Source organism: Ralstonia pickettii (genome assembly GCF_000607165.1).
GTDB classification, from domain to species: Bacteria; Pseudomonadota; Gammaproteobacteria; order Burkholderiales; family Burkholderiaceae; genus Ralstonia; species Ralstonia holmesii.
Window position 1 is genome coordinate 543,402 of record NZ_JFZG01000024.1, and the last position, 19,764, is coordinate 563,165.

The 19,764-nt window shown below is 65.0% G+C and carries 21 protein-coding genes; 10 read left to right on the forward strand and 11 right to left on the reverse strand.

Annotation, left to right across the window (positions count from 1 at the left end; genetic code table 11):
• Position 1: 1 nt before the first annotated feature.
• Together BG83_RS0119965 and BG83_RS0119970 are read left to right on the forward strand one after the other, a co-directional pair.
• Positions 2-793 carry a formylglycine-generating enzyme family protein gene (locus BG83_RS0119965; RefSeq protein WP_024978370.1) on the forward strand — a complete coding sequence of 264 codons (792 nt, stop codon included), beginning with the start codon at positions 2-4 and terminating at the stop codon, positions 791-793.
• Entirely contained in the window at positions 790-1,374 is a 585-nt protein-coding gene (locus BG83_RS0119970; RefSeq protein WP_024978371.1) for an SCO family protein, read from the forward strand. Before BG83_RS0119965 ends, BG83_RS0119970 begins: the two co-directional genes overlap by 4 nt.
• A gap of 18 nt (positions 1,375-1,392) precedes the next feature.
• On the opposite strand, the gene BG83_RS0119975 is transcribed toward BG83_RS0119970, so the two are convergent.
• On the reverse strand, positions 1,393-2,253 hold the full coding sequence (locus BG83_RS0119975) for a fumarylacetoacetate hydrolase family protein (protein WP_024978372.1): 861 nt from the start codon (positions 2,251-2,253) through the stop codon (positions 1,393-1,395).
• The gene (locus tag BG83_RS0119980) at positions 2,250-3,032 is read right to left on the reverse strand and encodes a GntR family transcriptional regulator (RefSeq protein ID WP_037032125.1); all 783 of its coding nucleotides are present in this window, start codon (positions 3,030-3,032) and stop codon (positions 2,250-2,252) included. The genes BG83_RS0119975 and BG83_RS0119980 overlap by 4 nt, the downstream gene beginning before the upstream one ends.
• Before the next feature lie 215 nt (positions 3,033-3,247).
• Here BG83_RS0119980 and BG83_RS0119985 point away from each other — a divergent pair, with 215 nt between their 5' ends.
• The 6 genes from BG83_RS0119985 (at position 3,248) to BG83_RS0120010 (ending at position 9,738) form a co-directional block, all read left to right on the forward strand.
• A complete protein-coding gene (locus BG83_RS0119985) occupies positions 3,248-4,555 on the forward strand; it encodes an MFS transporter (RefSeq protein ID WP_024978374.1) in 1,308 nt (435 codons plus the stop codon).
• A gap of 156 nt (positions 4,556-4,711) precedes the next feature.
• Positions 4,712-5,440, forward strand: a complete 729-nt coding sequence (locus BG83_RS0119990; protein WP_024978375.1) for an aspartate/glutamate racemase family protein — start codon at positions 4,712-4,714, stop codon at positions 5,438-5,440.
• A 21-nt stretch (positions 5,441-5,461) separates the two neighbouring features.
• Complete coding sequence (gene hydA, locus BG83_RS0119995) at positions 5,462-6,877, forward strand: dihydropyrimidinase (RefSeq protein WP_024978376.1); 1,416 nt, start codon at positions 5,462-5,464, stop codon at positions 6,875-6,877.
• A 30-nt stretch (positions 6,878-6,907) separates the two neighbouring features.
• Positions 6,908-7,645, forward strand: a complete 738-nt coding sequence (locus BG83_RS0120000; protein ID WP_024978377.1) for an aspartate/glutamate racemase family protein — start codon at positions 6,908-6,910, stop codon at positions 7,643-7,645.
• Positions 7,646-7,753: 108 nt separating this feature from the next.
• Positions 7,754-8,638, forward strand: a complete 885-nt coding sequence (locus BG83_RS0120005; protein WP_024978378.1) for a LysR family transcriptional regulator — start codon at positions 7,754-7,756, stop codon at positions 8,636-8,638.
• A 146-nt stretch (positions 8,639-8,784) separates the two neighbouring features.
• Entirely contained in the window at positions 8,785-9,738 is a 954-nt protein-coding gene (locus tag BG83_RS0120010) for an AEC family transporter (protein ID WP_024978379.1), read from the forward strand.
• 27 nt (positions 9,739-9,765) lie between these two features.
• Here the strand turns inward: BG83_RS0120010 and BG83_RS0120015 are convergent, their stop codons facing one another.
• Both BG83_RS0120015 and BG83_RS0120020 read right to left on the reverse strand, forming a co-directional pair.
• Positions 9,766-10,812 (reverse strand): alpha/beta fold hydrolase, encoded by a 1,047-nt coding sequence (locus BG83_RS0120015; protein WP_024978380.1) that lies wholly within the window; start codon positions 10,810-10,812, stop codon positions 9,766-9,768.
• Between the two features lie 35 nt (positions 10,813-10,847).
• Positions 10,848-11,246: a cupin domain-containing protein gene (locus tag BG83_RS0120020; protein ID WP_024978381.1), complete on the reverse strand. Its 399-nt coding sequence runs from the start codon at positions 11,244-11,246 to the stop codon at positions 10,848-10,850.
• Positions 11,247-11,574: 328 nt separating this feature from the next.
• Here BG83_RS0120020 and BG83_RS0120025 point away from each other — a divergent pair, with 328 nt between their 5' ends.
• Together BG83_RS0120025 and BG83_RS0120030 are read left to right on the forward strand one after the other, a co-directional pair.
• A complete protein-coding gene (locus BG83_RS0120025; protein ID WP_024978382.1) occupies positions 11,575-11,826 on the forward strand; it encodes a hypothetical protein in 252 nt (83 codons plus the stop codon).
• 60 nt (positions 11,827-11,886) lie between these two features.
• Positions 11,887-12,669, forward strand: a complete 783-nt coding sequence (locus BG83_RS0120030) for an alpha/beta hydrolase (protein ID WP_024978383.1) — start codon at positions 11,887-11,889, stop codon at positions 12,667-12,669.
• Between the two features lie 22 nt (positions 12,670-12,691).
• Here BG83_RS0120030 and BG83_RS0120035 read toward each other — a convergent pair whose 3' ends face one another.
• The 7 genes from BG83_RS0120035 to BG83_RS0120065 are packed head-to-tail and all read right to left on the reverse strand — an operon-like array spanning position 12,692 to position 19,626.
• Positions 12,692-13,783 (reverse strand): acyl-CoA desaturase, encoded by a 1,092-nt coding sequence (locus BG83_RS0120035; protein WP_024978384.1) that lies wholly within the window; start codon positions 13,781-13,783, stop codon positions 12,692-12,694.
• Entirely contained in the window at positions 13,767-14,897 is a 1,131-nt protein-coding gene (locus BG83_RS0120040) for a sterol desaturase family protein (RefSeq protein ID WP_024978385.1), read from the reverse strand. The genes BG83_RS0120035 and BG83_RS0120040 overlap by 17 nt, the downstream gene beginning before the upstream one ends.
• Complete coding sequence (locus BG83_RS0120045) at positions 14,894-15,517, reverse strand: phosphatase PAP2 family protein (protein ID WP_024978386.1); 624 nt, start codon at positions 15,515-15,517, stop codon at positions 14,894-14,896. Before BG83_RS0120045 ends, BG83_RS0120040 begins: the two co-directional genes overlap by 4 nt.
• The gene (locus BG83_RS0120050; protein WP_024978387.1) at positions 15,514-16,824 is read right to left on the reverse strand and encodes a F390 synthetase-related protein; all 1,311 of its coding nucleotides are present in this window, start codon (positions 16,822-16,824) and stop codon (positions 15,514-15,516) included. The genes BG83_RS0120045 and BG83_RS0120050 overlap by 4 nt, the downstream gene beginning before the upstream one ends.
• The gene (locus tag BG83_RS0120055) at positions 16,821-17,627 is read right to left on the reverse strand and encodes an MBL fold metallo-hydrolase (RefSeq protein ID WP_024978388.1); all 807 of its coding nucleotides are present in this window, start codon (positions 17,625-17,627) and stop codon (positions 16,821-16,823) included. The genes BG83_RS0120050 and BG83_RS0120055 overlap by 4 nt, the downstream gene beginning before the upstream one ends.
• Entirely contained in the window at positions 17,615-18,631 is a 1,017-nt protein-coding gene (locus BG83_RS0120060) for an NAD-dependent epimerase/dehydratase family protein (RefSeq protein ID WP_024978389.1), read from the reverse strand. Before BG83_RS0120060 ends, BG83_RS0120055 begins: the two co-directional genes overlap by 13 nt.
• Complete coding sequence (locus tag BG83_RS0120065) at positions 18,628-19,626, reverse strand: 3-oxoacyl-[acyl-carrier-protein] synthase III C-terminal domain-containing protein (protein WP_316852547.1); 999 nt, start codon at positions 19,624-19,626, stop codon at positions 18,628-18,630. Before BG83_RS0120065 ends, BG83_RS0120060 begins: the two co-directional genes overlap by 4 nt.
• Positions 19,627-19,764 lie beyond the last annotated feature (138 nt).

A 19,764-nucleotide genomic window follows, 5' to 3' on the forward strand; every position in this document is an offset into this window, starting at 1 on the left:
CATGGGCCGCCTGACCTTGCACCTTGCTGCCATGTTGATGGCGCTGGCTAGCGCTGCCGCACAGGGCGCCGCCTATGTGCGGTTGCCCGGCGGCGACTTCGACAGCGTGCTGCCCCAGAACGCACCGGGGCAGCCGCAGCGGGTGCGCATCGAGCCGTTTGAGTTGCGCACCACCCCAGTCACCATCGGCGAGTTCCAGGCCTTCGTGCAACGTCACGAGGCCTGGCAGCGCGGCCGGGTGCCGCAAGTCTTTGCCGGCAAGGCCTACCTTGCCGACTGGGCCGATGCGACGCGCGCCGATGCGCAAGTCTCGTCGCAAGCGCCGGTGACCGGCGTGAGCTGGTTTGCTGCCCGTGCCTATTGCGAAAGCGAAGGCGCGCGCCTGCCGACGTGGCTTGAGTGGGAATCCGCCGCTGCCGCCGACGCCACACGCGCAGACGCCCGCGACGACCCGCAATGGGCGCAACGCATTCTCGGCTGGTACGAACGGCCCGCCACGCGTGTGTTGCCACCCGTTGGCGGCCCAGCGGATGTCCATGGCGTGCGCGATCTGCACGGCCTGATCTGGGAATGGGTTGACGATTTCAACGCACTGTTCATTGCCGGGGACAGCCGCACGCAGGGCGACCCCGACAAGCAGAAGTTTTGCGGCGCCGGTGCCATCAGCATCGTGCGCCGCGACAGCTACGCCGTGCTGATGCGCGTGGCGTTGCTGTCATCACTTGAGGGCGCCGATGCCACGGGAAGTCTTGGCTTTCGCTGCGCCCGATCCATCAATGGAGAACGTCCATGACGCTTCTTAAGCAACTTTGCCGTGCCTTCGTGGCACTCCTGCTAGCGGGTGCCGCCGCAGGCGCGCTTGCCGCCGGGCCCGTCGCTTCGGGCTCGCTGTATCAATCTGACGTGGCGTTGACCGACCAGAACGGCCGCGTCTTTCACCTGGCAGACCTGCGCGGCGAGCCGGTACTCGTGAGCATGTTCTATTCGTCGTGCCAGATGGTCTGCCCGATGATCTTCGAGACCATTCGCGCCACGCTGGCCAAGGGCGGTAAGCCCGCGCACGACGGCGTGCGTGTCCTGATGGTGACGGTCGACCCCGAGCGCGATTCCGTTGCGGCGCTCAAGAAGACGGCCAGCGCGCATGGCGCCGACGACCGCTGGCAAGTCGCCCGCGCAAACGCCAGCGGCACGCGCGAGGTGGCGGCATTGCTGGGCGTGCAGTATCGGCGCTTGGCCGATGGCGATTTCAACCATTCGAGCACGATCCTGCTGCTGGACGCAGAAGGGCGAATCAACGCACGCACCAATACGCTGGGCGCGGTCGATCCGAAGCTGGTCGATGCCATGCGCAAGCTGGTGGCGGTGCAACGCTAAGCGGGCCGCGCCGCCGGTCTAGGCTTTGGTGTAGGCTGCGACCGTCTGCGTCTGCGTCTGCGTCTGCACGCCAAGGCCGTCGATGCCCAGGCGCATGGTGTCGCCGGCGCTGAGATAGCGCGGGGGCTTGGCGCCCATGCCCACGCCGGGTGGCGTGCCGGTGCAAATCAGGTCGCCCGGATGCAGCGTCATGAAGCGGCTGACGTAGCTCACCAGATGGGCCACGCCAAACACCATGGTCGCCGTGTTGCCCCGCTGCGCGCGCTCACCGTTGACGTCGAGCCACAGGCCAAGCGCTTGCGGGTCGGGCACTTCGTCACGCGTGACCAGCCACGGGCCGACGGGGCAGAAGGTATCGCAGCCCTTGCCTTTGTCCCACGTGCCGCCGCGCTCAAGCTGGAACTCGCGCTCCGACACATCGTTCACCACGCAATAGCCGGCAACATGCGAGAGCGCTTCTTCGCGGGAAACATCGCTCGCCGTCTTGCCGATCACCACACCGAGTTCAACCTCCCAGTCGGTCTTTTCCGAGCCGCGCGGCAGCATGACGGCATCGTTGGGACCGTTCAAAGCGCTGTTGGCCTTGAGAAAGAGGATGGGTTCTGCGGGAGGCGGCAAACCGGCCTCGGCTGCGTGGTCGGCATAGTTCAGGCCGATCGCGATGATCTTGCCGATGCCCGTCCATGGCACACCAAATCGGGTGTCCGGCACCACGGGTAAGGCGGCGATGTCTACGCCTGCGAGTTGCACGAGGGCGGCATCGGACAACTGCTGCGGGCCCAGTTCGCTGACCACGCCTGACAGGTCGCGCACGCGGCCTTGCGTATCGATCAGGCCTGGGCGTTCTGCGCCGGGTGTACCCACGCGTACAAGTTTCATTGCGCGCCTTTCTTGGGGGCTTCCTCGGTTGATCGGGTAGGGCGTCCGGCCTCGGCCAGGCTGCTTGCCACGACGCTCAGCACTTCCTTGGCCGTGTTCTCCGAGTGCAGGCGCAGCACCTGTGCCAGGCGCGGGCGCCCTGGCTCGCGAAGGGCGGCCATGATGGCTTCGTGTTCTTCGTGCGATTCCTGCCAGCGCAGCGTGTCGGCGTTGGCTGCGCCGCGCGCGCGGTGCACCTTGCTCATCAAGGTCGCATAGATGCCGGCCAGCACGGGGTTGGCCGTGCCATCGATGATGAGCTGGTGAATTTCCTGGTTGATGCGGAAGTACTCGGTGCGTCTGCCCGCCGCATGCGCCTCAAGCATTGCCTGGTGCTTGCGTTCCAGGCGGGCCAGAGCCACCTCGGACAACCGCGCCGCTGCCAGTTCTCCAGCCGTGAATTCCAGCCCATGCAGCGTTTCGAAGGTTGCGCGCAGTTCATCCAGATCGAGCGGGGCGACTCGGTAGCCGATGTACTGGCGATGCAGCACCAGCCCCTCGGCTACCAGCACCTTGAGGGCTTCACGCAGCGGCGTCTTGGAGACATCGAACATTTCACAGAAAGCACGCTCGTCGATGCGGGCGCCGGGCGGCAACTCGCCTTCTTCGATGAGGGTGCGCAGGCGCGAGGCGATTTCGGCTGACATGCCGAGCGTGCGCAGGCGAGAGGATTGGAGCAGTGGTTGGGTCACAGACGTCACCAGAATGGGGAAGATGCACCACAAAAGGCTATCACACACCGATATTGTGCTTTTTGCATTCAATAAAATCAACAACTTACAGATGTTGTAATTACAGATTACGTATCCTATACTCGGCCACGTTGCGCAACACAAACCAATCAAATCGACTCAGGAGGTCGTTTCGGTGGGCGGAGTTGGGGCGGATCGGCGTCAAGACCGACCCCAAAGCCCGTTTTCCGAAACGACTTCGGAGCTACCAGGAGACACGCGTAATGGAAACCACAAGCCCGGCCCCGGCCATGGCGCTAACGGAGACGAAGAGCTCTGTGCGCTGGAAGATTTTCTTGATGATGTTGATGCTGATTTCCATCAACTACGTCGACCGCGCATCGTTGTCAGTCGCCATGCCGTTGATCGCTAAGGAATTCGACATCGGCCCGGCGGCGCAAGGCTTACTGCTGAGTTCGTTCTTTCTGACGTACGCGCTCATGCAGATCCCAGGCGGTATGCTGGCCGACCGCTTCGGGCCGCGTGTGGTGATTGCCGGTGCCACGCTGGGCTGGGGCTTCTTCCAATCCATTGCGGCGCTGTGTACCGGTTGGGTGCCGTTGCTCATCACGCGTCTTGGCCTGGGTGCTGCCGAGGCGCCCATCTACCCCGCCGGGGGCAAGCTCAACGCCATCTGGATGACGCAGAACGAACGCGGTCGCGGTGCAACGCTGCTCGACGGAGGCGCGCCGCTGGGCGCGGCACTGGGCGCACTCATCATCGCTGGGCTGATCGCCGAATTCGGTTCGTGGCGCACGTCGTTCGTGGTGGCCGGTATCGGGACGATGGTGGCGGGCCTCTTCTCGTGGTGGTACATCCGCAACCACCCGCGCGAGCATCCGTCCGTCAATGATGCTGAAGCCTCCTACATCGAGGAGGCACATGCCGCCGACCAGGCCGCCGAACCCGCCGCTGTCAGCGGCAACGTGCTGGACTTTTTCAAGTACCGCTCGGTGTGGGGCATGTTCTTCGGTTGGATGTGCTTCAACGCACTGTTCTACGGGCTCCTGACCTGGATGCCGACCTATCTGTCGAAGGTGCATGGGCTGGACATCAAGGAGATGGGCGGTGCCGTGTTCACCATGTTCTTCTCCGGTTTTGTGGGCGAGATGGTGGGCGGATGGATTGCGGACAAATGGATGGCCACCGGGGCATCGCGAGCCCGGGTGCTGCGCACGCTGTTCGGCGTCGCCTCGGTACTGGCCACGATCGCTATCTACACGGTGGCGCGCTTCAAGGAGCCGGTCGTCGTGGTGGCATTGTTGTCGACCACGCTGTTCTTCCTGCGCTGGTGCGGCCTGTTCTGGTGCATTCCGTCGATCCTGGGAACGCGCAAGCGTGTGGGTTTCCTGGGCGGCACGATGAATCTGGGCGGCAACTTCGCGGGGGTCGGCATGCCGATCATCGTCGGCCTGATCGTGCAGGCGACCGGTTCGTACGACATGGCGCTGATGCTGTTTGCCGCCGCCGGCGCGGGCCTCTTCATCTGCTCGACGCTGCTGATCGACTACAGCAAGAAGCTGCCGGTCTGAGGCGCGATGAACTAACGTCAGCCAACGCCATCTGCGGCGCGGCGTTTGCTTCCGACTTCTGACGACAAGCTGTAACCGCACTCATCAACATAACAAGCAGGCCCCGATGCCCACACTCGCGTGCGCCGGGGCGCGCAAACCACGAAGAAGACTCCCATGACAAAACGCATCAAGCTCGGCATGCTCACGCCATCGTCCAACACGGCGCTGGAACCCATTACCAGCGCCATGGTGAGCGGCCTGCCCAACGTGAGCGCGCATTTCTCGCGCTTTACCGTGACGGAAATTTCGCTGCGCGACCAGGCGCTGGGGCAGTTCGATCTGGAGAAGATCCTGAACGCCGCCAAGTTGCTGGCCGACGCGCACGTGGACGTGATTGCCTGGAACGGCACGTCGTCCGGCTGGCTCGGCTTTGAGAAAGACGAGGCGCTGTGCCGCCAGATCACGGAAGCCACCGGCATTCCGGCCACCACGTCAGTGCTGGCGCTCAACGAAATCCTGGCCAAAACCGGCGCACGCGATTTCGCACTCGTTACGCCGTATCTGGATGACGTGCAGCAGCGCATCGTGCAGAACTACGCGCGCCACGGTTTCAAGTGCGTGGCCGAGCGCCATCTGGACTTGCACGTCAACCACAGCTTTGCCGACGTGGAAGAAGACACCATCCGCACCCTGGTGCGCGACGTGGCGCAGCAGAAGCCTGCCGCCATCACCACGTTCTGCACGAACCTGCGCGCGGCTCACCTGGTTGAAGCGCTGGAAGCCGAAACGGGCATCCCCGTGTACGACACCATCTCGACCGTCGTGTGGAAATCGCTGCGGCTCGCGGGCGTCGACACGCGCGAGCTGCGCGGCTGGGGCCGCCTGTTCTCGGACGTTGCTTAACGGAATGAGGGAGCGCTAAGCATGTCCACGGAACTCGACCTGGTGATCCGCAATGCGGATGTGGTCACCGCATCCGACCGCTTTAGCTGCGACATCGGTGTGCGCGATGGCCGCATCGCCGTGCTCGGCCACGGCTTGCCGCGCGGCGCGCGAGAGATGGATGCCAGCGGCCTGCTGGCGCTGCCCGGCGGCGTTGATGGTCATTGTCATCTCGACCAGCCCATGCCCGACGGTATGCGCATGGCCGACGACTTCTTCACCGGCACGCGCGCGGCCATCTGCGGCGGCACGACAACGGTGATCCCGTTTGCAGCGCAAGAGAAGGGCGGCTCGCTCAAGGCGGCGGTGGCCGATTACCACCGGCGTGCCGAGGGCCGCGCGGTGGCCGACTATGGCTTCCATCTGATCGTGGCCGACCCCACGCCCGAGGTGCTGAAGCACGAACTGCCGGAGCTGATTCGCCAGGGCTACACCTCGTTCAAGGTCTACATGACCTATGACGACCTGAAGCTGTCCGACCGCGAAATGCTGGATGTGCTGGACGTGGCCAAGCAGAACAACGCCCTGGTGATGGTGCATGCGGAAAACGCCGACTGCATTTCCTGGCTGACCGAGAAGCTGGTCGGCGAGGGCCGCATTTCGCCGCGCTTCCATGGCCTGTCGCGCCCGGCTGCCGTGGAGCGTGAAGCCACGCACCGGGCCATTACCTTTGCCGAGCTGGTGGACGTGCCGATCCTGATCGTGCATGTCTCCGGCAAGGAAGCCATCGAGCAGATTCGCTGGGCACAAAGCCGCGGCTTGCAGATCCTGGCCGAGACCTGTCCGCAGTACCTCTACCTGACCGCCGAAGACATGGGCCTGCAAGGTGACGACGGCTACGAAGGTGCCAAGTGCGTCTGCAGCCCGCCACCGCGCGATCCGGAGAACCAGGCAGCCGTATGGCGCGCGCTTGCAGGGGGCGTGTTCAGCGTGTTCTCTTCCGACCATGCGCCGTTCAACTATGACGACCCGGAAGGCAAGAAACTTGGCGGTCAGGCGCAACCGTTCGACCATATTCCCAACGGCGTGCCCGGTATCGAGACACGGTTGCCGCTGCTGTTTGATGGCATTGCGCGCGGCAAGCTGTCGCTGCATCAGTTTGTGGAGCTGACGTCGTATCGCCCGGCACGGCTGTACGGGTTGTACCCACGCAAGGGCACGATCGCCGTGGGCGCCGATGCCGACATCACGCTGTGGGATCCGGAGCGTCGCGTGCGCATCACCAACGCTGCGCTGCATCACGCGGTCGACTACACGCCCTATGAAGGCATTGAAGTGACCGGCTGGCCGGTGCATTGCTTCTCGCGCGGCGAGATGCTGGTCGAAAACGGCAAGTACCTCGAACCGGCGCCGGGGCGCGGGCAGTTCCTGCCGGCGGGCGCGCCGTCGCTGGTTTGACGTTTCTGGTTGGGTTCTCAAAATTTCATCATGCGTATTCTGGTCGTCAATCCCAATATCTCCGAGAGCGTGACGGAGTTGATACATGCCGAGGCGCGTCGCTCCGTTTCACCCGGCACCACGCTCACAATGGCGACGGCGCCATTTGGCGTGGCTTACATCGAAACGCGCTTCGAAGCACTGGTGGGCGGCTACGCCACTGCGTGCGTCGTCGCCGAACATGCCGGTCGATTCGACGGCGTGGTTGTCGCGGCGTTTGGGGACCCGGGCCTCGCCGGCATCAAGGAGCTGTGCAATGTGCCGGTGGTCGGCATGACCGAAGCGGCGCTGACCAGCGCCTGCCTGCTCGGCCAGCGCTTTTCGATCATCGCCATTTCGAACCGTATCCAGGCGTGGTACCGCGAGTGCGTAGCTGCCAATGGGCTGTCGTCGCGGCTGGCGAGCGTGCGCTCTTTGCAGCAGCCGCTACGCGACATCGGCAGCGTGCAGGAAGACCATGCGGCAAGGCTCGAGGAGCTCAGCCTGCAGGCGGTGCGTGAAGACGGCGCCGACGTGATCATCGTGGCTGGCGCACCGCTTGCCGGGCTGGCCCGGACACTCAAGGACCGCATTCCCGTGCCGGTTGTGGACGGCGTCTCCAGCGCCATCCGCCATTGCGAGAGCCTGATCGCGCTTGCCCCGAACGGCGCAGCGGAAGGCAGCTTTGCGCGGCCGCCGCACAAGCCAAACCGCGGCTTGCCTCCTGCGCTGGCTGCGATGCTGGCGTAAGCGGTTTGTCTGACTGCCCTGGAGGGCGGGCCGGCGTGGCCCAGGCGCCCGGCGATGTTGTGAGAGGTACGATGCGCTATCTGCACCCGATCGAACTTCGTATCCGCCATGTCTCTCCGCGCCTTGAGAACGCTCGTTGCCATCGCCCGACACCGCACGTTTGCGCGTGCAGGCGAGGCCATCGGGCTCACGCAGTCGGCCGTCAGCCTGCAGGTCAAATCGCTGGAAGAGGAGTTCAACGTCCGTCTGTTCGACCGCTCACGCCGCGAGCCCGCGCTGACAGAAGCAGGCCGCATCGTGCTCGCCCAGGCAGAACAGATCCTCGCGCTGTATGACCGCATTCCCGATGCGCTGAGCGATGAGAGGGCGCTGGTCGGGCGGTTGCGCATCGGCGCTATCCAGACCGCGCTATCGGGGCCGCTGCCCAACGCGTTGCTGGCCCTGCGGACGGCGCATCCCGGCCTGCGCGTGCACGTTGCTGCCGGCATGTCGGCCGAGCTTGCGCAGCGCGTGGCCGACGGCGAGTTGGACGCCGCGATCACGTCTCACCCTGTGCGGCCGCATCCGGCGGAACTGGTCTGGACAACGCTCTATGAAGACCGCTTCTGGCTGCTCGCTCCCGCGCAATACGCCGAGCACGATGCGCGCGCGCTGCTGACCGAGCTGCCGTTTATCCGCTTTGATGCACAGGCCTGGGCCGGCCGCATGATCGCCTCGGAACTGCGGCGTCTGGGCGTGCGCGTGCGCGAAGAGATGGTGCTCGACAACAAGGACACGATCGTGCGCATGGTGGCAAGCGGATTGGGCGCCGCCGTGGTGGCGCTATCCGACTCCGAGCTGACGCAATTGCCGCCCATTGCCCGTTTGGCGTTCGGCCAACCGCAATTGCACCGCGCGGTGGTGCTGCTTGAACACCAATCGCGGACCGCACAGCGCTTTACCCAGGCATTGGCCGATGCGGTGGTCGCTTCTGCAATGAGAATTTCTCATTGATTGCCAGATAAATAACAATTATTACTGCTATGACTGCGTGATAGCTTGGCGGTGTTCCTGTTTTTCGCCGAGCACCTCATGCCGTTCCGCACGCTCCTCCGTTCCTCCCCCTCATTGCAAGCACGCCACGGTGCAGGCGCACGGCCATGACCGCTGCAATCCTGCTCGCTCTGGCGCCGGTTGCGCTTCTGGTGGCGCTCGGCCATTGGCTCAAGCGCTCCGCCTTCCTCGCCGAAACCTTCTGGCCGCAGGCCGAGCGGCTCTGCTACTACGTCCTGTTACCGGCGTTGTTCATGCACGGGCTGGCCACGGCGCACATGCAGTCGCTCCCCGTCCTGCCGCTCGTGCTGACGTTGATTGGCGCGACATTGCTGGTGGCTGCGGCGTTGATGATCGCCCGACCGTGGATGCAAGTGGACGGCGCGGCGTTTACCTCGGTGTTTCAAGGGGCCGTGCGGTTCAACAACTACGTAGGCGTGTCGCTGGCTACGGGCATCTTCGGTGCCAAGGGCATTGCGCTGGCGGCTGTATGCAACGCTGCGATTGTGCCGACGGTCAATCTGCTGTGCGTGCTGGTCTTCGCCCGCTATGGCTCGGTGCGCCTCAGTGGGCGTGCGCTGGTGCGTCAGATCGTGACGAATCCGCCGGTGGTGGCCTGCACGCTGGGCATTGCCATGCAGGCGCTGGGGCTGCAGATACCTGTGGCGATCGAGCCTGCGGTGCGTGCGCTCGGGGTGGCGTCCATGCCGCTGGGCCTGTTGTGCGTGGGGGCTGCGCTCAACTTCAGCGGCGTGCGTTCGTGGGCGCGGCCGGTGGTCGTGTCGTCAAGCATCAAATTTCTGGCCATGCCCGTGCTGACGCTGGCCGTTGGCCACGCATTGGGTCTGACCGATGCTGCATTGATCGTGGCGCTGCTGTTCCAGGCGCTGCCCACGGCATCCTCGTCGTACATCATGGCGCGTCAACTGGGCGGTGACGCACCGCTCATGGCCGGCATCACTGCCGCGCAGACGGTGATGGCCGCTGCAGCCATGCCGGCCGTGATGACGCTGCTGGCCCTCACACGCGGATTACCCGAAGGGTTGCTCGCGGCGCTGTGAGCCAGAAGCGTCAAATGGCTCGCCGGTTCAAAGGTGCACCACATCCAGCATGGCCTGCACAAACGCCTTGGGCGCCTCTTGGGGCAGGTTGTGGCCGATGCCGCCACCGATGTTCCGGTGCTGGTACTTGCCCGTGAACTTCTTCGCATAGGCTGACGGCTCCGGGTGCGGTGCGCCGTTGGCATCGCCTTCCATGGTGATGGTGGGTACCGTGATGCCCGGCGCGGTGGCCAGGCGCTGTTCCAGCGCGTCGTACTTCGATTCGCCCTGCGCCAGCCCCAGGCGCCAGCGGTAATTGTGGATGACGACGGCAACGTGATCGGGGTTGTCGAACGCGGCGGCGCTTCGGTCGTACGTGGCGTCGTCAAACTTCCACGTGGGCGAAGCGAGCTTCCAGATCAGACGGTTGAACTCCTTGCAGTTGGTGGCGTAGCCCTGCGCGCCACGTTCCGTCGTGAAATAGAACTGGTACCACCACGCAAATTCCGCGGCCGGCGGCAGCGGCTTGCGGTTCGCCTCCTGGCTGCCGATCAGGTAGCCGCTGACAGATACCAGCGTCTTGCAGCGTTCCGGCCACAGCGCCGCGATGATGTCCGCCGTGCGCGCGCCCCAGTCGTATCCGCCAAAGTGCGCCTGCTTGATCTTCAACGCGTCCATGAAGGCGATGATGTCAGCGGCCAGCGCCGCTTGCTGTCCGTTGCGCGGCGTGTCCGCCGAGCGGATGCGCGTCGTGCCATAGCCGCGCAGGTACGGCACCAGCACGCGATAGCCCGCCGCCGCCAGCGCGGGCGCCACCTCTGCATAGCTGTAGATGTCATACGGCCAGCCGTGCAGCAGGATCATCACGGGGCCGTTCTTCGGCCCCAGGTCTGCGTAGCCGATGTTGAGCACGCCTGCATCGATCTGCTGCAGCGTGCCGAACGGGTTGGCTTGGCCGGCCAGCAGCGTGCCTGCATTGGCGGACGGTGCCGGTTGCGCATGCGCAAGTTCGGCCAGGCCGAGATCCAGCACGCCAATGCTGGCGATGGTGGTGCCCAGAAGGCGGCGACGGCGGAGGTTGACGGGGTTCGACATGGGGGTTCTCTCTTTGGGGTGGATGGGGCAGGGGATTAGTGAACGAGCTTGACCAGCGGCTCACCGGACTTCACGACGTACGTGGCCAGTTCCGATGCCTTGCCGCTGCCGACGTTTCTTGCCGAGTGCGCAACGCCGGCCGGAATGAACAGCGAATCCCCGGTCTGCAGCGTCACGGGGGGCTGACCATCCAACCGGTATTCGATCGTGCCTTGCAGGACGTGGGCGATTTCCTCGCCGGGGTGGATATGCGCGGGGGCGAATGCACGCTCATCAAAATCCACGCGCACTTGCAGGGTTTCGCGGCCGGGCACGCTCAGGTCGTGATGGACGAGATCCGTCCGATGCACGCCAGCGGCTTGCGCAAATGCGTTGTGTGCGCACAGGGCGCCTGCCAGTGCGAGCAACGTTGCGGTCAATCGATTCGGTTGCATGAGGGCTCCAGTGATCAAGGATGGATGGCGAGGCGGGTCTTGTTCACCTCGTTTCCAGCATTGAGCGCCTGCGATGTATCCGGTCGGTTTCACGATGCCGCCGATTTGTATTGCTTTGTAGCAACGGGCATCGATAGACGGCGTTTTGTATGCGTTTGTATCTGGCGGCAGCTCTAGTACATACCCAGACAAAACGGGCAGCACATCGCTACGTGCCGGATACGTCAGGCGCCTTCAATGCATTCCGTGGTCAAGACGCCGGGCCAACGCAAAGCAAAGCACCGGCAGGCCGCGCAGTCCCAAACCAACCGTTCAAAGGAAAACGATCATGACCCGCAATCTCACCAAGACCCTCGCTGTTGTTGCTCTCGCTGTGGCCGCTGCCGGGGCCCAAGCCGCTTCGTCCATCGGTGCACGCGACCCGTACACCGAAGGCGCCCGCGCCGTGCAAAGCGCGGTGGATGCCTACACCGAGGGCGCGCGTTCGTCTGATGTCTATACGGACGGCGCGCGTGCCACCGACATCTACACCGATGGCGCCCGCAGCGCGAATCCGTACTACGACGGTGCACACGCCTGAAGCGACAGCCTCGCGCACACCCCAACCCACCGAGAACCGAGCAGATAACAAGGACCCGACATGTTCAACCGCAAAGCCGTCTCCATCGCAGCGCTGGCACTTGGCATGGCCGCCAGTGCGCCACTCTTTGCCGCCACGGCAGCCGACGCCAATCAACCTTCCGTCGTGATCGTGCACGGCGCCTTTGCCGATGGGTCCGACTGGGCCAAGGTGATCCCGCTGCTGCAGGCCAAAGGCGTGAAGGTGCAGGCGGTGCAGAACGGACTGAACTCGCTGGCTGACGATGTGGCTGCAACGCGCAGAGCGATTGACAACCAGGTCGGCAAGGTCGTGCTGGTCGGGCACTCGTGGGGTGGCACGGTCATCACGGAAGCCGGCGCCGACAGCAAGGTTGCCGGGCTGGTGTACGTGGCCGCGTTTGCGCCGGACGCCGGGCAGTCGACGGAAGAAGTGGGCAAGGACTACGCGCCCGCGCCGGGCATCGGCAAGCTGGTGGCCGATGCCAACGGCTATCTGTCACTGCCCCCAGCGGCGCTGGCGAGCGACTTTGCCCAGGATGTGGCCGCTGCCCAGGCGCGCGTGATGGCCGCCACGCAAGGGCCCATCAAGGCGACGGCATTTAGCGAGCGCACCACGGTGGCGGCGTGGCAGAGCAAGCCGTCGTGGTTCATCGTCAGCGCGCACGACAGGATGATCCAGCCGGACCTGGAGCGCGCCATGGCAAGGAAGATCGGCGCCAAGGTGACGACGCTCCCGACGAGCCACGTGCCGCAGCAGTCGCGGCCGCAGGATGTGGCCAAGGTGATTCTTGATGCCGTGCACGCGGTCGAGGTGCGCAACTGAGGCGAGGCGTGTTGCTTGCGCGTCAGTCGGGGCATTTGCCCATGGCGCGCAGGAATGTCTGCTGCGCGGTCAGCAACTCCCGGTAGGTGAGCGCGCGGTAGTCGAGTGCGTGGGCGCGCGCTACCTCGGCCACGCGTGCAGCCAATGCCGGATAGTGCCGGTGGCTGTACGTCGGGAAGAGGTGATGCGTCAGGTGCCAGTTCAAGCCGCCGAGCCAGTAGCCGATCCACGCCGGTTGCGGTTGCCAGTCGCAGGCGGTGTGGAATGCATGCTCGTGCCACGTGTGCGGCAACTGGCCTGATTCGGGCGGCAGATAGAACGTCACGTCCGCCCAGTGCGTGCCCAGAATCAGTGCCACCAGCACACACGAGGCCAGCATCTGCCCCGCGAAGTAGCTGAACGCCACCCAGCCCCAGCCGAGGCCAAGTTGATGTGCCACCCAGGCCGGTACCGCCACGGCAATGAGCAGGTGCAAGGTCTTGGCAGACAGGAACGTCGCCCAGCCGCGCAGGCCAGGTAACACGCGGTCTGTGGTCAGCGCCGTGAGGCCGAGCCGGTCCGACCAGTCGTAGATCCAGTTGATGTACGGCAACGACAGCGCGGCAATCAGCGGCCAGTAGCGATGCTGGTAACGGAACTGCGGATACCACGGCTGAAAAGGCGTCTGCCGCAGGAAGCGGTTTGCGGCGGTGTCCAGGTCGTAGTGTTCCACGTTGGCATGCGCGTGGTGATAGTGCACATGGCGTACCGTCCAATAGGCCGGTTCGATGCCGAGCGGGATGGCGGTCACGCGTGTCATGAGGCGGTCCAACCATAGCCAGGGAGACAGCGCCCGGTGTGCGCCGTCGTGCAGCACGTTCATCGCCAGCAGCATCGCGATGAACGGAAAGGCCACATAGGCGAGCACGAAAATCATCGTGCTCTTGGCTGTCACCATCGCCCCATACAGCAGTGCGGAAATCACGACAAGGAAGGCGCCCTTGGCAATGAGCCTCGCATCGGCAAAGCGATGGTCGCCGTTTGCTTGCAGATGATCGTGCGCGGCCTGGCGCAAATCCTCCGCCAGCGATGACGAGCGCGGTGAGGCGTAGCGAAGCTTAACGAGATTCGGCATGCGGCGATGAAGAAAGCGGCGATTCGGCACGCAGTGCGTGCCACAGCCCGCAGGCAAGGCCATGTAGCCCCAGTGCAACGGCCAACGTGTCGGACAATGCATCGCCCGCACCGCATATGCCGATCATCAGCACGGGCAGTGCAAGCGCCAGCAGCGGCCACAGCCAGCGGCCCCAGACCCGTCCATCCGACAAGCCGCCCAGCGCAATCGTGAGCAGCAGGATGAGCGCGAACCAAACCGCTTGCCAATGCCCGGGCCACTGGCCATCGGTGCGCACGTAGTCGATCACCACGCCAAACAGCAGCACACCGCCGGTGGCGATCCAGCCGGCGGGCGTGGCGCGCGCATCGCGTTGCAGCAGCGGTGTACGCAACCCCATCCATTGCAATGCGGGCACCACGTTGGCCCAGAATGGGTTGTCGCTGTGGGTGGGCCTGTGCACGCCGTAGCGGATCGGCACGTCGGGCAGCGCGCGCTGATACGTGCCGAACAGCTTGTCCCAGAGGAGCAGCGTGCCGCCGAAATTGCGGTCGATGTATTCCGGGTTGCAGCCGTGATGTACGCGATGGTTGGCAGGCGTGACCATGAAGCGGTCCAGCACGCCCGAACGGCCCACCAGCCCGCAGTGGTTGTAGAACTGCACCGAGTAATGCAGGCCGGACACCGCCACGAACATTTCCGGCGTGACACCCAGCAGCGCCAGCGGCACGAAAAACGGCAGCGATGTCAGCGACGACAGCCACGCGTTACGTACGCCCAGCGACAGGTTGAAATGCTCGCCCTCGTGGTGCACCGCGTGGATCGCCCACAGAAAGCCCAGCTTATGGTGCATGCGGTGCAGCCAGTAGAAGCCCAGATCCCATGCGACAAAGGCGAAGGCCCAGCCCGCAATCGGATGCCAGCCATCCACCCAATGCAGGCTGGCATGGGCATACAGCCACGTGAAGCCGGCCACCTCCACGCCGCGGCACAGCCACATCAGCACGTGCCCAGAGTTCAGGTTGAGGATGACGTCGCGCCACGGCAGGGGCTGGCCGCGCCACCATTTGAGCGCAGCCAGTTCCAAGAGCACGCAGCCGAGCATCAATGCAAGCGGCAGAGCAAAGGCATTCATGTCGACACCGGTTCGATTGAAAGCGTTGACGTGCGCCGCGCCAACCATAGACGGACAGCCGCGCCGCACAGCACGCCTACGGCCACGCCCGCCGATAGATCCAGTGCGACGTGCCGGCGCGTCTGGATCGTGGCGTACAGGATGCCCAGCCCCCAGGCCGCTGCAAGCACCGTGCGAATCGGCTTGCGCGCGTCCGCCAGCGCCCACACTGAGAGCAGCGTGAGCGCCCCGTGCAGCGAGGGAAGGCAGTTCTGGCTCGAATCCACGGCGATCAGCATGCGTTGCACGCTGGCCGGCAGCGATGCATCCGCCAGCGGCGGGTAGTGCAGCGTGGTCGGCCACAGCAGAAACACCGCCCCGCTCATCAGCGCGCTCATCTGCATGGCGCGTTCCAGCCAGGGCAGGCGAGGCATGTCGGCCAGCAGATACGCCAACGGAATCAGCGCGAAGAACGACACGTACAGCCAGATGCCTGACGTGCTGAACGGAATCGCGCGGTCCAACGCGGTTTCCGGCACAACCGTGCCCACGCCTTGCAGCACACCGCACAGACCATAGACGAGGCCCACCGAACACCAGCCCAGGGCCATATGACGCAGGCGTGCGATAAACGGGCTCATCGCGCCGCCCCCGACGCCGCGAGCCGAACGATGCGGCGGCGCTTGGTGGTGAAGTCGGTGGCGATGCGCTCGGGCCTTGCGTGCCATGTCACGCGCGATGTGTCGACGCCCTGGCAGGCGAAGAGATCCGCCAGATGCGCCTGGCACGCGCGGGCAATGTCGGCGTCAGCAGGGTGGATGGACAACGCCAGCGTGCACGCATCGGTTTGCACCAGGCGGTAGTCGGCATGCAGCGGCAGCGCCTGGGCCAGCGCCCGCGAACACACGTCCGCAAACAGCGTGACGGCTCCGCCGCCAAGGGCGGGCAGGACAAGCGTATCGTCGCAGCGGCCTTCGATGCGCTCGATGGCCATGGCCGGATTGCCGCAGAGGCAGGCCCCAAGCGCGGGGTCGCGGCGGATGAGGATGTCATCCAGCCGGTAGCGCACGACGGGTTGCGTGCTGCGTGTGAAATCCGTGATGACGGGAACGAAGCGGCGCGCGTCCAGCCATTGCGGCTCGATGTGCACGTGCGCTTCGTTCAGATGCAGCGTGCCGTGCGGGCAGGTCGCACCCAGGAAACCTTCGGTGGCCTGATAGACCTCGCCGACGTTGCCGAAGGCCTGCGCAAGCAGCGCGCGGTCCATCGGCTCCAGCACTTCGGCGCCGGACAGCACCTGCACCGGTGCAATGTCGAGCCGGCCGGCCAGTTTCTCCATGGCAAGCGCACGCAGCACCTGCGCCGGCCCCACGATGATGGTCGGCTGCAATGCCTCCAGCGGCGCGCGGTGCGAGTCGAACGGTGCAAACAGATCGAAGAACGAGAACGTCAGCCACGGATTGCGCACGGCCGTGTACAGATTGCTGTTGGAGCGCAGGAACAGCGCGACGCGTTCGCCATGCAACAGGCCGCGCGGCAACAGCTTGGCGAGCAGGATGCCGGCCCACTGCGCGCGCTCGATCGGGCTGACGACGAAGACGCCGCGTCCTCCGGACGTGCCGGACGACAAGCCCACCGAATAGACCCCGACCGTCGGCCGGAAATCGCGCGACTGCTCGGCCTGTTGCGCGCAGGCGAGCACGTCGGCCAGACGCAGGCCGGCCGTGTTCATGGCGTCGAAATTGGCCATCATCGTGGCCTTGTCCATCAATGGCCATTCGTGCATAGGCTTCGATGCAAACGGGCGGAAGTACGGGCTGCGAACCAGCACCCGTTGCGTGAAGTGTGCGATCTGACGCTGCTGATGCGCTTGCAGGGCTGCGCGATCAGGCAACCGCAACCGGCGCGTTTGCCAGTAAGACCACAGCAGGCGATGCAACGCCGTCACAATGCACCCTCGTGTGTGAGGAGAATGCGCACGTGGCCGCCGGCATCGAGCGCGTGCAGCTTGCGCAGCGTATCGAAGTAGGCGTGGCGGTCTTCCATGATGGAATACGCCAGCACCGATGGCCCGCGCAGCTCGCGATAGCTCAACGGTGACCAGGCCGCGTCGGCGGCAAGCAACGCCCAACCTTCATCCGTGCGCACGAACGCGCCGAGGTGCCCGGCAGCGTGGCCGGGTAGCGGCACAAGGAGTACGTCGCCGTTGCTCCCGGGCAGGGCCCAGGCGGATGTGAATGGCGCCAGCTCCGGGGGCAGCGCAACGTGCTCGAACTGTTCGACAAAGCGCGTGCGCGTTTCAAAATCTTCGGGGATCAGCCCGGGCACGAAAGCGCGCCGTAACGCGGAAACACCTCGCAGCGCACGCAAGTGCGTCCATCCCTCGCCGGAGCAGATGACCGGCACGCCCGGAAAGTCCCGCAGGCCGGCAACGTGGTCGCCGTGGAAGTGCGAGACGATCAATCCATCCAGGTCAGCGGCGCGCATGCCCTGTTGTGCGAGCTGTGCTGCCATGGATTCCGATGTATCGAAATACACCGGTGTGACCTTGCGATAGATGGCAAACAGGCCGCTGCGCGTGTGGTCATGAAAATGCGAGGCATAGCCCGTGTCCCACAGCCAGCGTCGCCCGGCGGTTTCGATCAGCCATGCGCGTGCGGGGAAGGCGCAGGTACGCAAGCCCGCGCCGCGCAGTGCCACACACGCGGTGTGCGTGCAGTACCCGGCTTCAAAGACCGTTAACGTTGCCATGACCGGTTGCCCTGTTCGCGTAACCAGTGGGCCGTGCGGCGGATGCCTTCGGCCATGTCGATGGGCGGCACGTAGCCGAGTTCGATGCGCGCGAGGTCGTTGGCGAGCGTCATGTCGTAGTGCAGGGCAGCGGCGCTGTAGCGTGTGAGCAGCGGCTCGCGGCGCGTGATGGCACCGGCCGATTCCATGGCGCGTGCGGCCAATGCCATGGCCGGATAAGGCACGGCGCGGATGCGGTAGCGCAGGCCGAGCTGTTGCCCCAGCAGTTGATCGAGCAGATCGCGCAGCGTGGCCGGTGCGTGGTTGGTGATGTTGTAGGCGGCGCCGGAAGGCACCTCCGCTGTCGTGGCGCACCGCATGGCGTGCACCACGTTTTCCAGATACGTCAGGTCCATGCGCGCGGCACCGCCACGGGGCAGCGGTAGCACGCCTCCGCGCAGTTTCAGCAGATGCAGGATGCGCGGCAGCACCACGCGATCATGCGGACCGAACAACCCGCGCGGCCGCAGGATGACGAAGTGCGTGCGGTTCTGCGTGGACACCTGCTGTTGGATGGCTGCTTCTGCCAGCATCTTGGTGGCCGCGTAATGATTGGCGAAGCGGGCAGGGCGATAGCTCTCGGGCAGATCGGCGTGATGCTGGTAGTCGAAGTAGATCGACGGCGTGGAGATATGCACGAAGCGGCGGACACCACGCTTGACGGCGCCTTCGGCCAGAGCGGCCGTTGCGCGCACATTGGCCGCGTAGAAGTCGTCGTAAGCGCCCCAAGGGGATGACAGCGCCGCGCAATGCCAAACCGTGTCGACACCATTGAGCAGCGCATCGAGCGTGGTCGGCGTCAGGCGTGCAAGGTCGGCCGGTACATAGTCCGCACCGCGTGCGATAAAGGCCTCGCGCTGTGCGGCATCGCGCCCCGTCGCGCGTACGCCTGCGCCTTGTGCCAGCAGTGCATCGACCGCGTTGCGGCCGAGCCCGCCCGTGGCACCCGTTACAAGCGTGGTCATAGCGTCAGCACCATGCCGCCCAGCGTCAGGCCGGCGGCCGTGCCAACCAGCAGAACCGGCTTGCCAGGCTCAATGCGCCGGTTCGTCACCGCCTCATGCAGCGCGGTGGGAATCGACGCGGCCACTTGGTTGCCGTGCTGCGCGTAGATGTCGATCACGCTGGTTTCCGGCACGCCCAGCCGCTTGCGCAAATGCTGCATGCCAAGGTGGCTCGCCTGGTGCGGCACGACGACGTGCATGTCGCGCAGCGTGTAATTGCTGCCCGCAAACAGACGATCGAGGAAGCCGTCCATCAGTTGCGAGGCGAGCTTGAACACGCGCTTGCCGTCCATGTGGAACAGGTAATCGGTGGGTTGCGCGCCGGTGCGCGGGTTGCGGCGCGTGCCGCCTGCAGGGATTTCGCAATAGGCCTTGCCGGCAGGGTAGGTCTCCATGCGGTAAGCGTGAATGCCTTTGCTGGACTCCGCAGGTGCCGCTTCAACGATGACCGCCGCTGCCCCATCGCCGAAGATCAACGCGGTCTCGGCATCGTCCCAGTCGATGCCGCGCGAGGCCAGGTCGGACGCCACCACGGCAATGCGTTTGTAGGCGCCAGTGGTCAGCAGGCTGCTTGCCACATGCAGCGCGGTCAGGAAGCTCAGGCAACTGGCGTTGACGTCAAACGCGGGCGTGCCGGCAGGCAGTCCGGCGGGCTCCAGGATGCGCGTGGCCGTGTTGGGCAGCGCCTGTTCCTGCACGCCCGAGGCGGAAATCAACAGGTCGATGGAGGCGGCAGGAACGTCGGCGCGGCGCAGCGCATCGCGCACGGCAGCGCCGGCAAGCTCCGATTGGTGCTCCGCAAGCGTGGCATGGTGGCGAATGTCGATACCGGACTTCTTGCGCACGTACCCCGCCCGATGGCCCAGGCGGGCATCCAGCTCAGCGGACGTGACTTGGTGTTCCGGCAATGCCTTGCCGGTGGAAAGCAGATGAATCGGCAGCATAGATGCAGGCACGCACGGTGCGCGTTGCCCTGTTCCCTCTTCCGGCTGCGGCCGCGCGGGGCGCATGCCGCAGCGTAACGATCTTGTCTTGTTGTGCCGCGATTCTAGCGGGTGCGGCCCGCTGCGCCGGATGAAGATTCGTTAATAAAG

Excerpts from the sequence above, each read along its gene's own strand:
- BG83_RS0120015 (WP_024978380.1), bottom strand. The coding sequence starts at position 10,812 with ATGTCGAACCCCGTCAACCTCCGCCGTCGCCGCCTTCTGGGCACCACC.
- BG83_RS0120055 (WP_024978388.1), bottom strand. The coding sequence starts at position 17,627 with ATGGCAACGTTAACGGTCTTTGAAGCCGGGTACTGCACGCACACCGCG.
- BG83_RS0120035 (WP_024978384.1), bottom strand. The coding sequence starts at position 13,783 with ATGCCGAATCTCGTTAAGCTTCGCTACGCCTCACCGCGCTCGTCATCG.
- hydA (WP_024978376.1), top strand. The coding sequence starts at position 5,462 with ATGTCCACGGAACTCGACCTGGTGATCCGCAATGCGGATGTGGTCACC.
- BG83_RS0120000 (WP_024978377.1), top strand. The coding sequence starts at position 6,908 with ATGCGTATTCTGGTCGTCAATCCCAATATCTCCGAGAGCGTGACGGAG.
- BG83_RS0119990 (WP_024978375.1), top strand. The coding sequence starts at position 4,712 with ATGACAAAACGCATCAAGCTCGGCATGCTCACGCCATCGTCCAACACG.
- BG83_RS0120060 (WP_024978389.1), bottom strand. The coding sequence starts at position 18,631 with ATGACCACGCTTGTAACGGGTGCCACGGGCGGGCTCGGCCGCAACGCG.
- BG83_RS0120040 (WP_024978385.1), bottom strand. The coding sequence starts at position 14,897 with ATGAATGCCTTTGCTCTGCCGCTTGCATTGATGCTCGGCTGCGTGCTC.
- BG83_RS0120010 (WP_024978379.1), top strand. The coding sequence starts at position 8,785 with ATGACCGCTGCAATCCTGCTCGCTCTGGCGCCGGTTGCGCTTCTGGTG.
- BG83_RS0119970 (WP_024978371.1), top strand. The coding sequence starts at position 790 with ATGACGCTTCTTAAGCAACTTTGCCGTGCCTTCGTGGCACTCCTGCTA.
- BG83_RS0120025 (WP_024978382.1), top strand. The coding sequence starts at position 11,575 with ATGACCCGCAATCTCACCAAGACCCTCGCTGTTGTTGCTCTCGCTGTG.
- BG83_RS0120030 (WP_024978383.1), top strand. The coding sequence starts at position 11,887 with ATGTTCAACCGCAAAGCCGTCTCCATCGCAGCGCTGGCACTTGGCATG.
- BG83_RS0119965 (WP_024978370.1), top strand. The coding sequence starts at position 2 with ATGGGCCGCCTGACCTTGCACCTTGCTGCCATGTTGATGGCGCTGGCT.
- BG83_RS0120045 (WP_024978386.1), bottom strand. The coding sequence starts at position 15,517 with ATGAGCCCGTTTATCGCACGCCTGCGTCATATGGCCCTGGGCTGGTGT.
- BG83_RS0120020 (WP_024978381.1), bottom strand. The coding sequence starts at position 11,246 with ATGCAACCGAATCGATTGACCGCAACGTTGCTCGCACTGGCAGGCGCC.
- BG83_RS0120005 (WP_024978378.1), top strand. The coding sequence starts at position 7,754 with ATGTCTCTCCGCGCCTTGAGAACGCTCGTTGCCATCGCCCGACACCGC.
- BG83_RS0119985 (WP_024978374.1), top strand. The coding sequence starts at position 3,248 with ATGGAAACCACAAGCCCGGCCCCGGCCATGGCGCTAACGGAGACGAAG.
- BG83_RS0119975 (WP_024978372.1), bottom strand. The coding sequence starts at position 2,253 with ATGAAACTTGTACGCGTGGGTACACCCGGCGCAGAACGCCCAGGCCTG.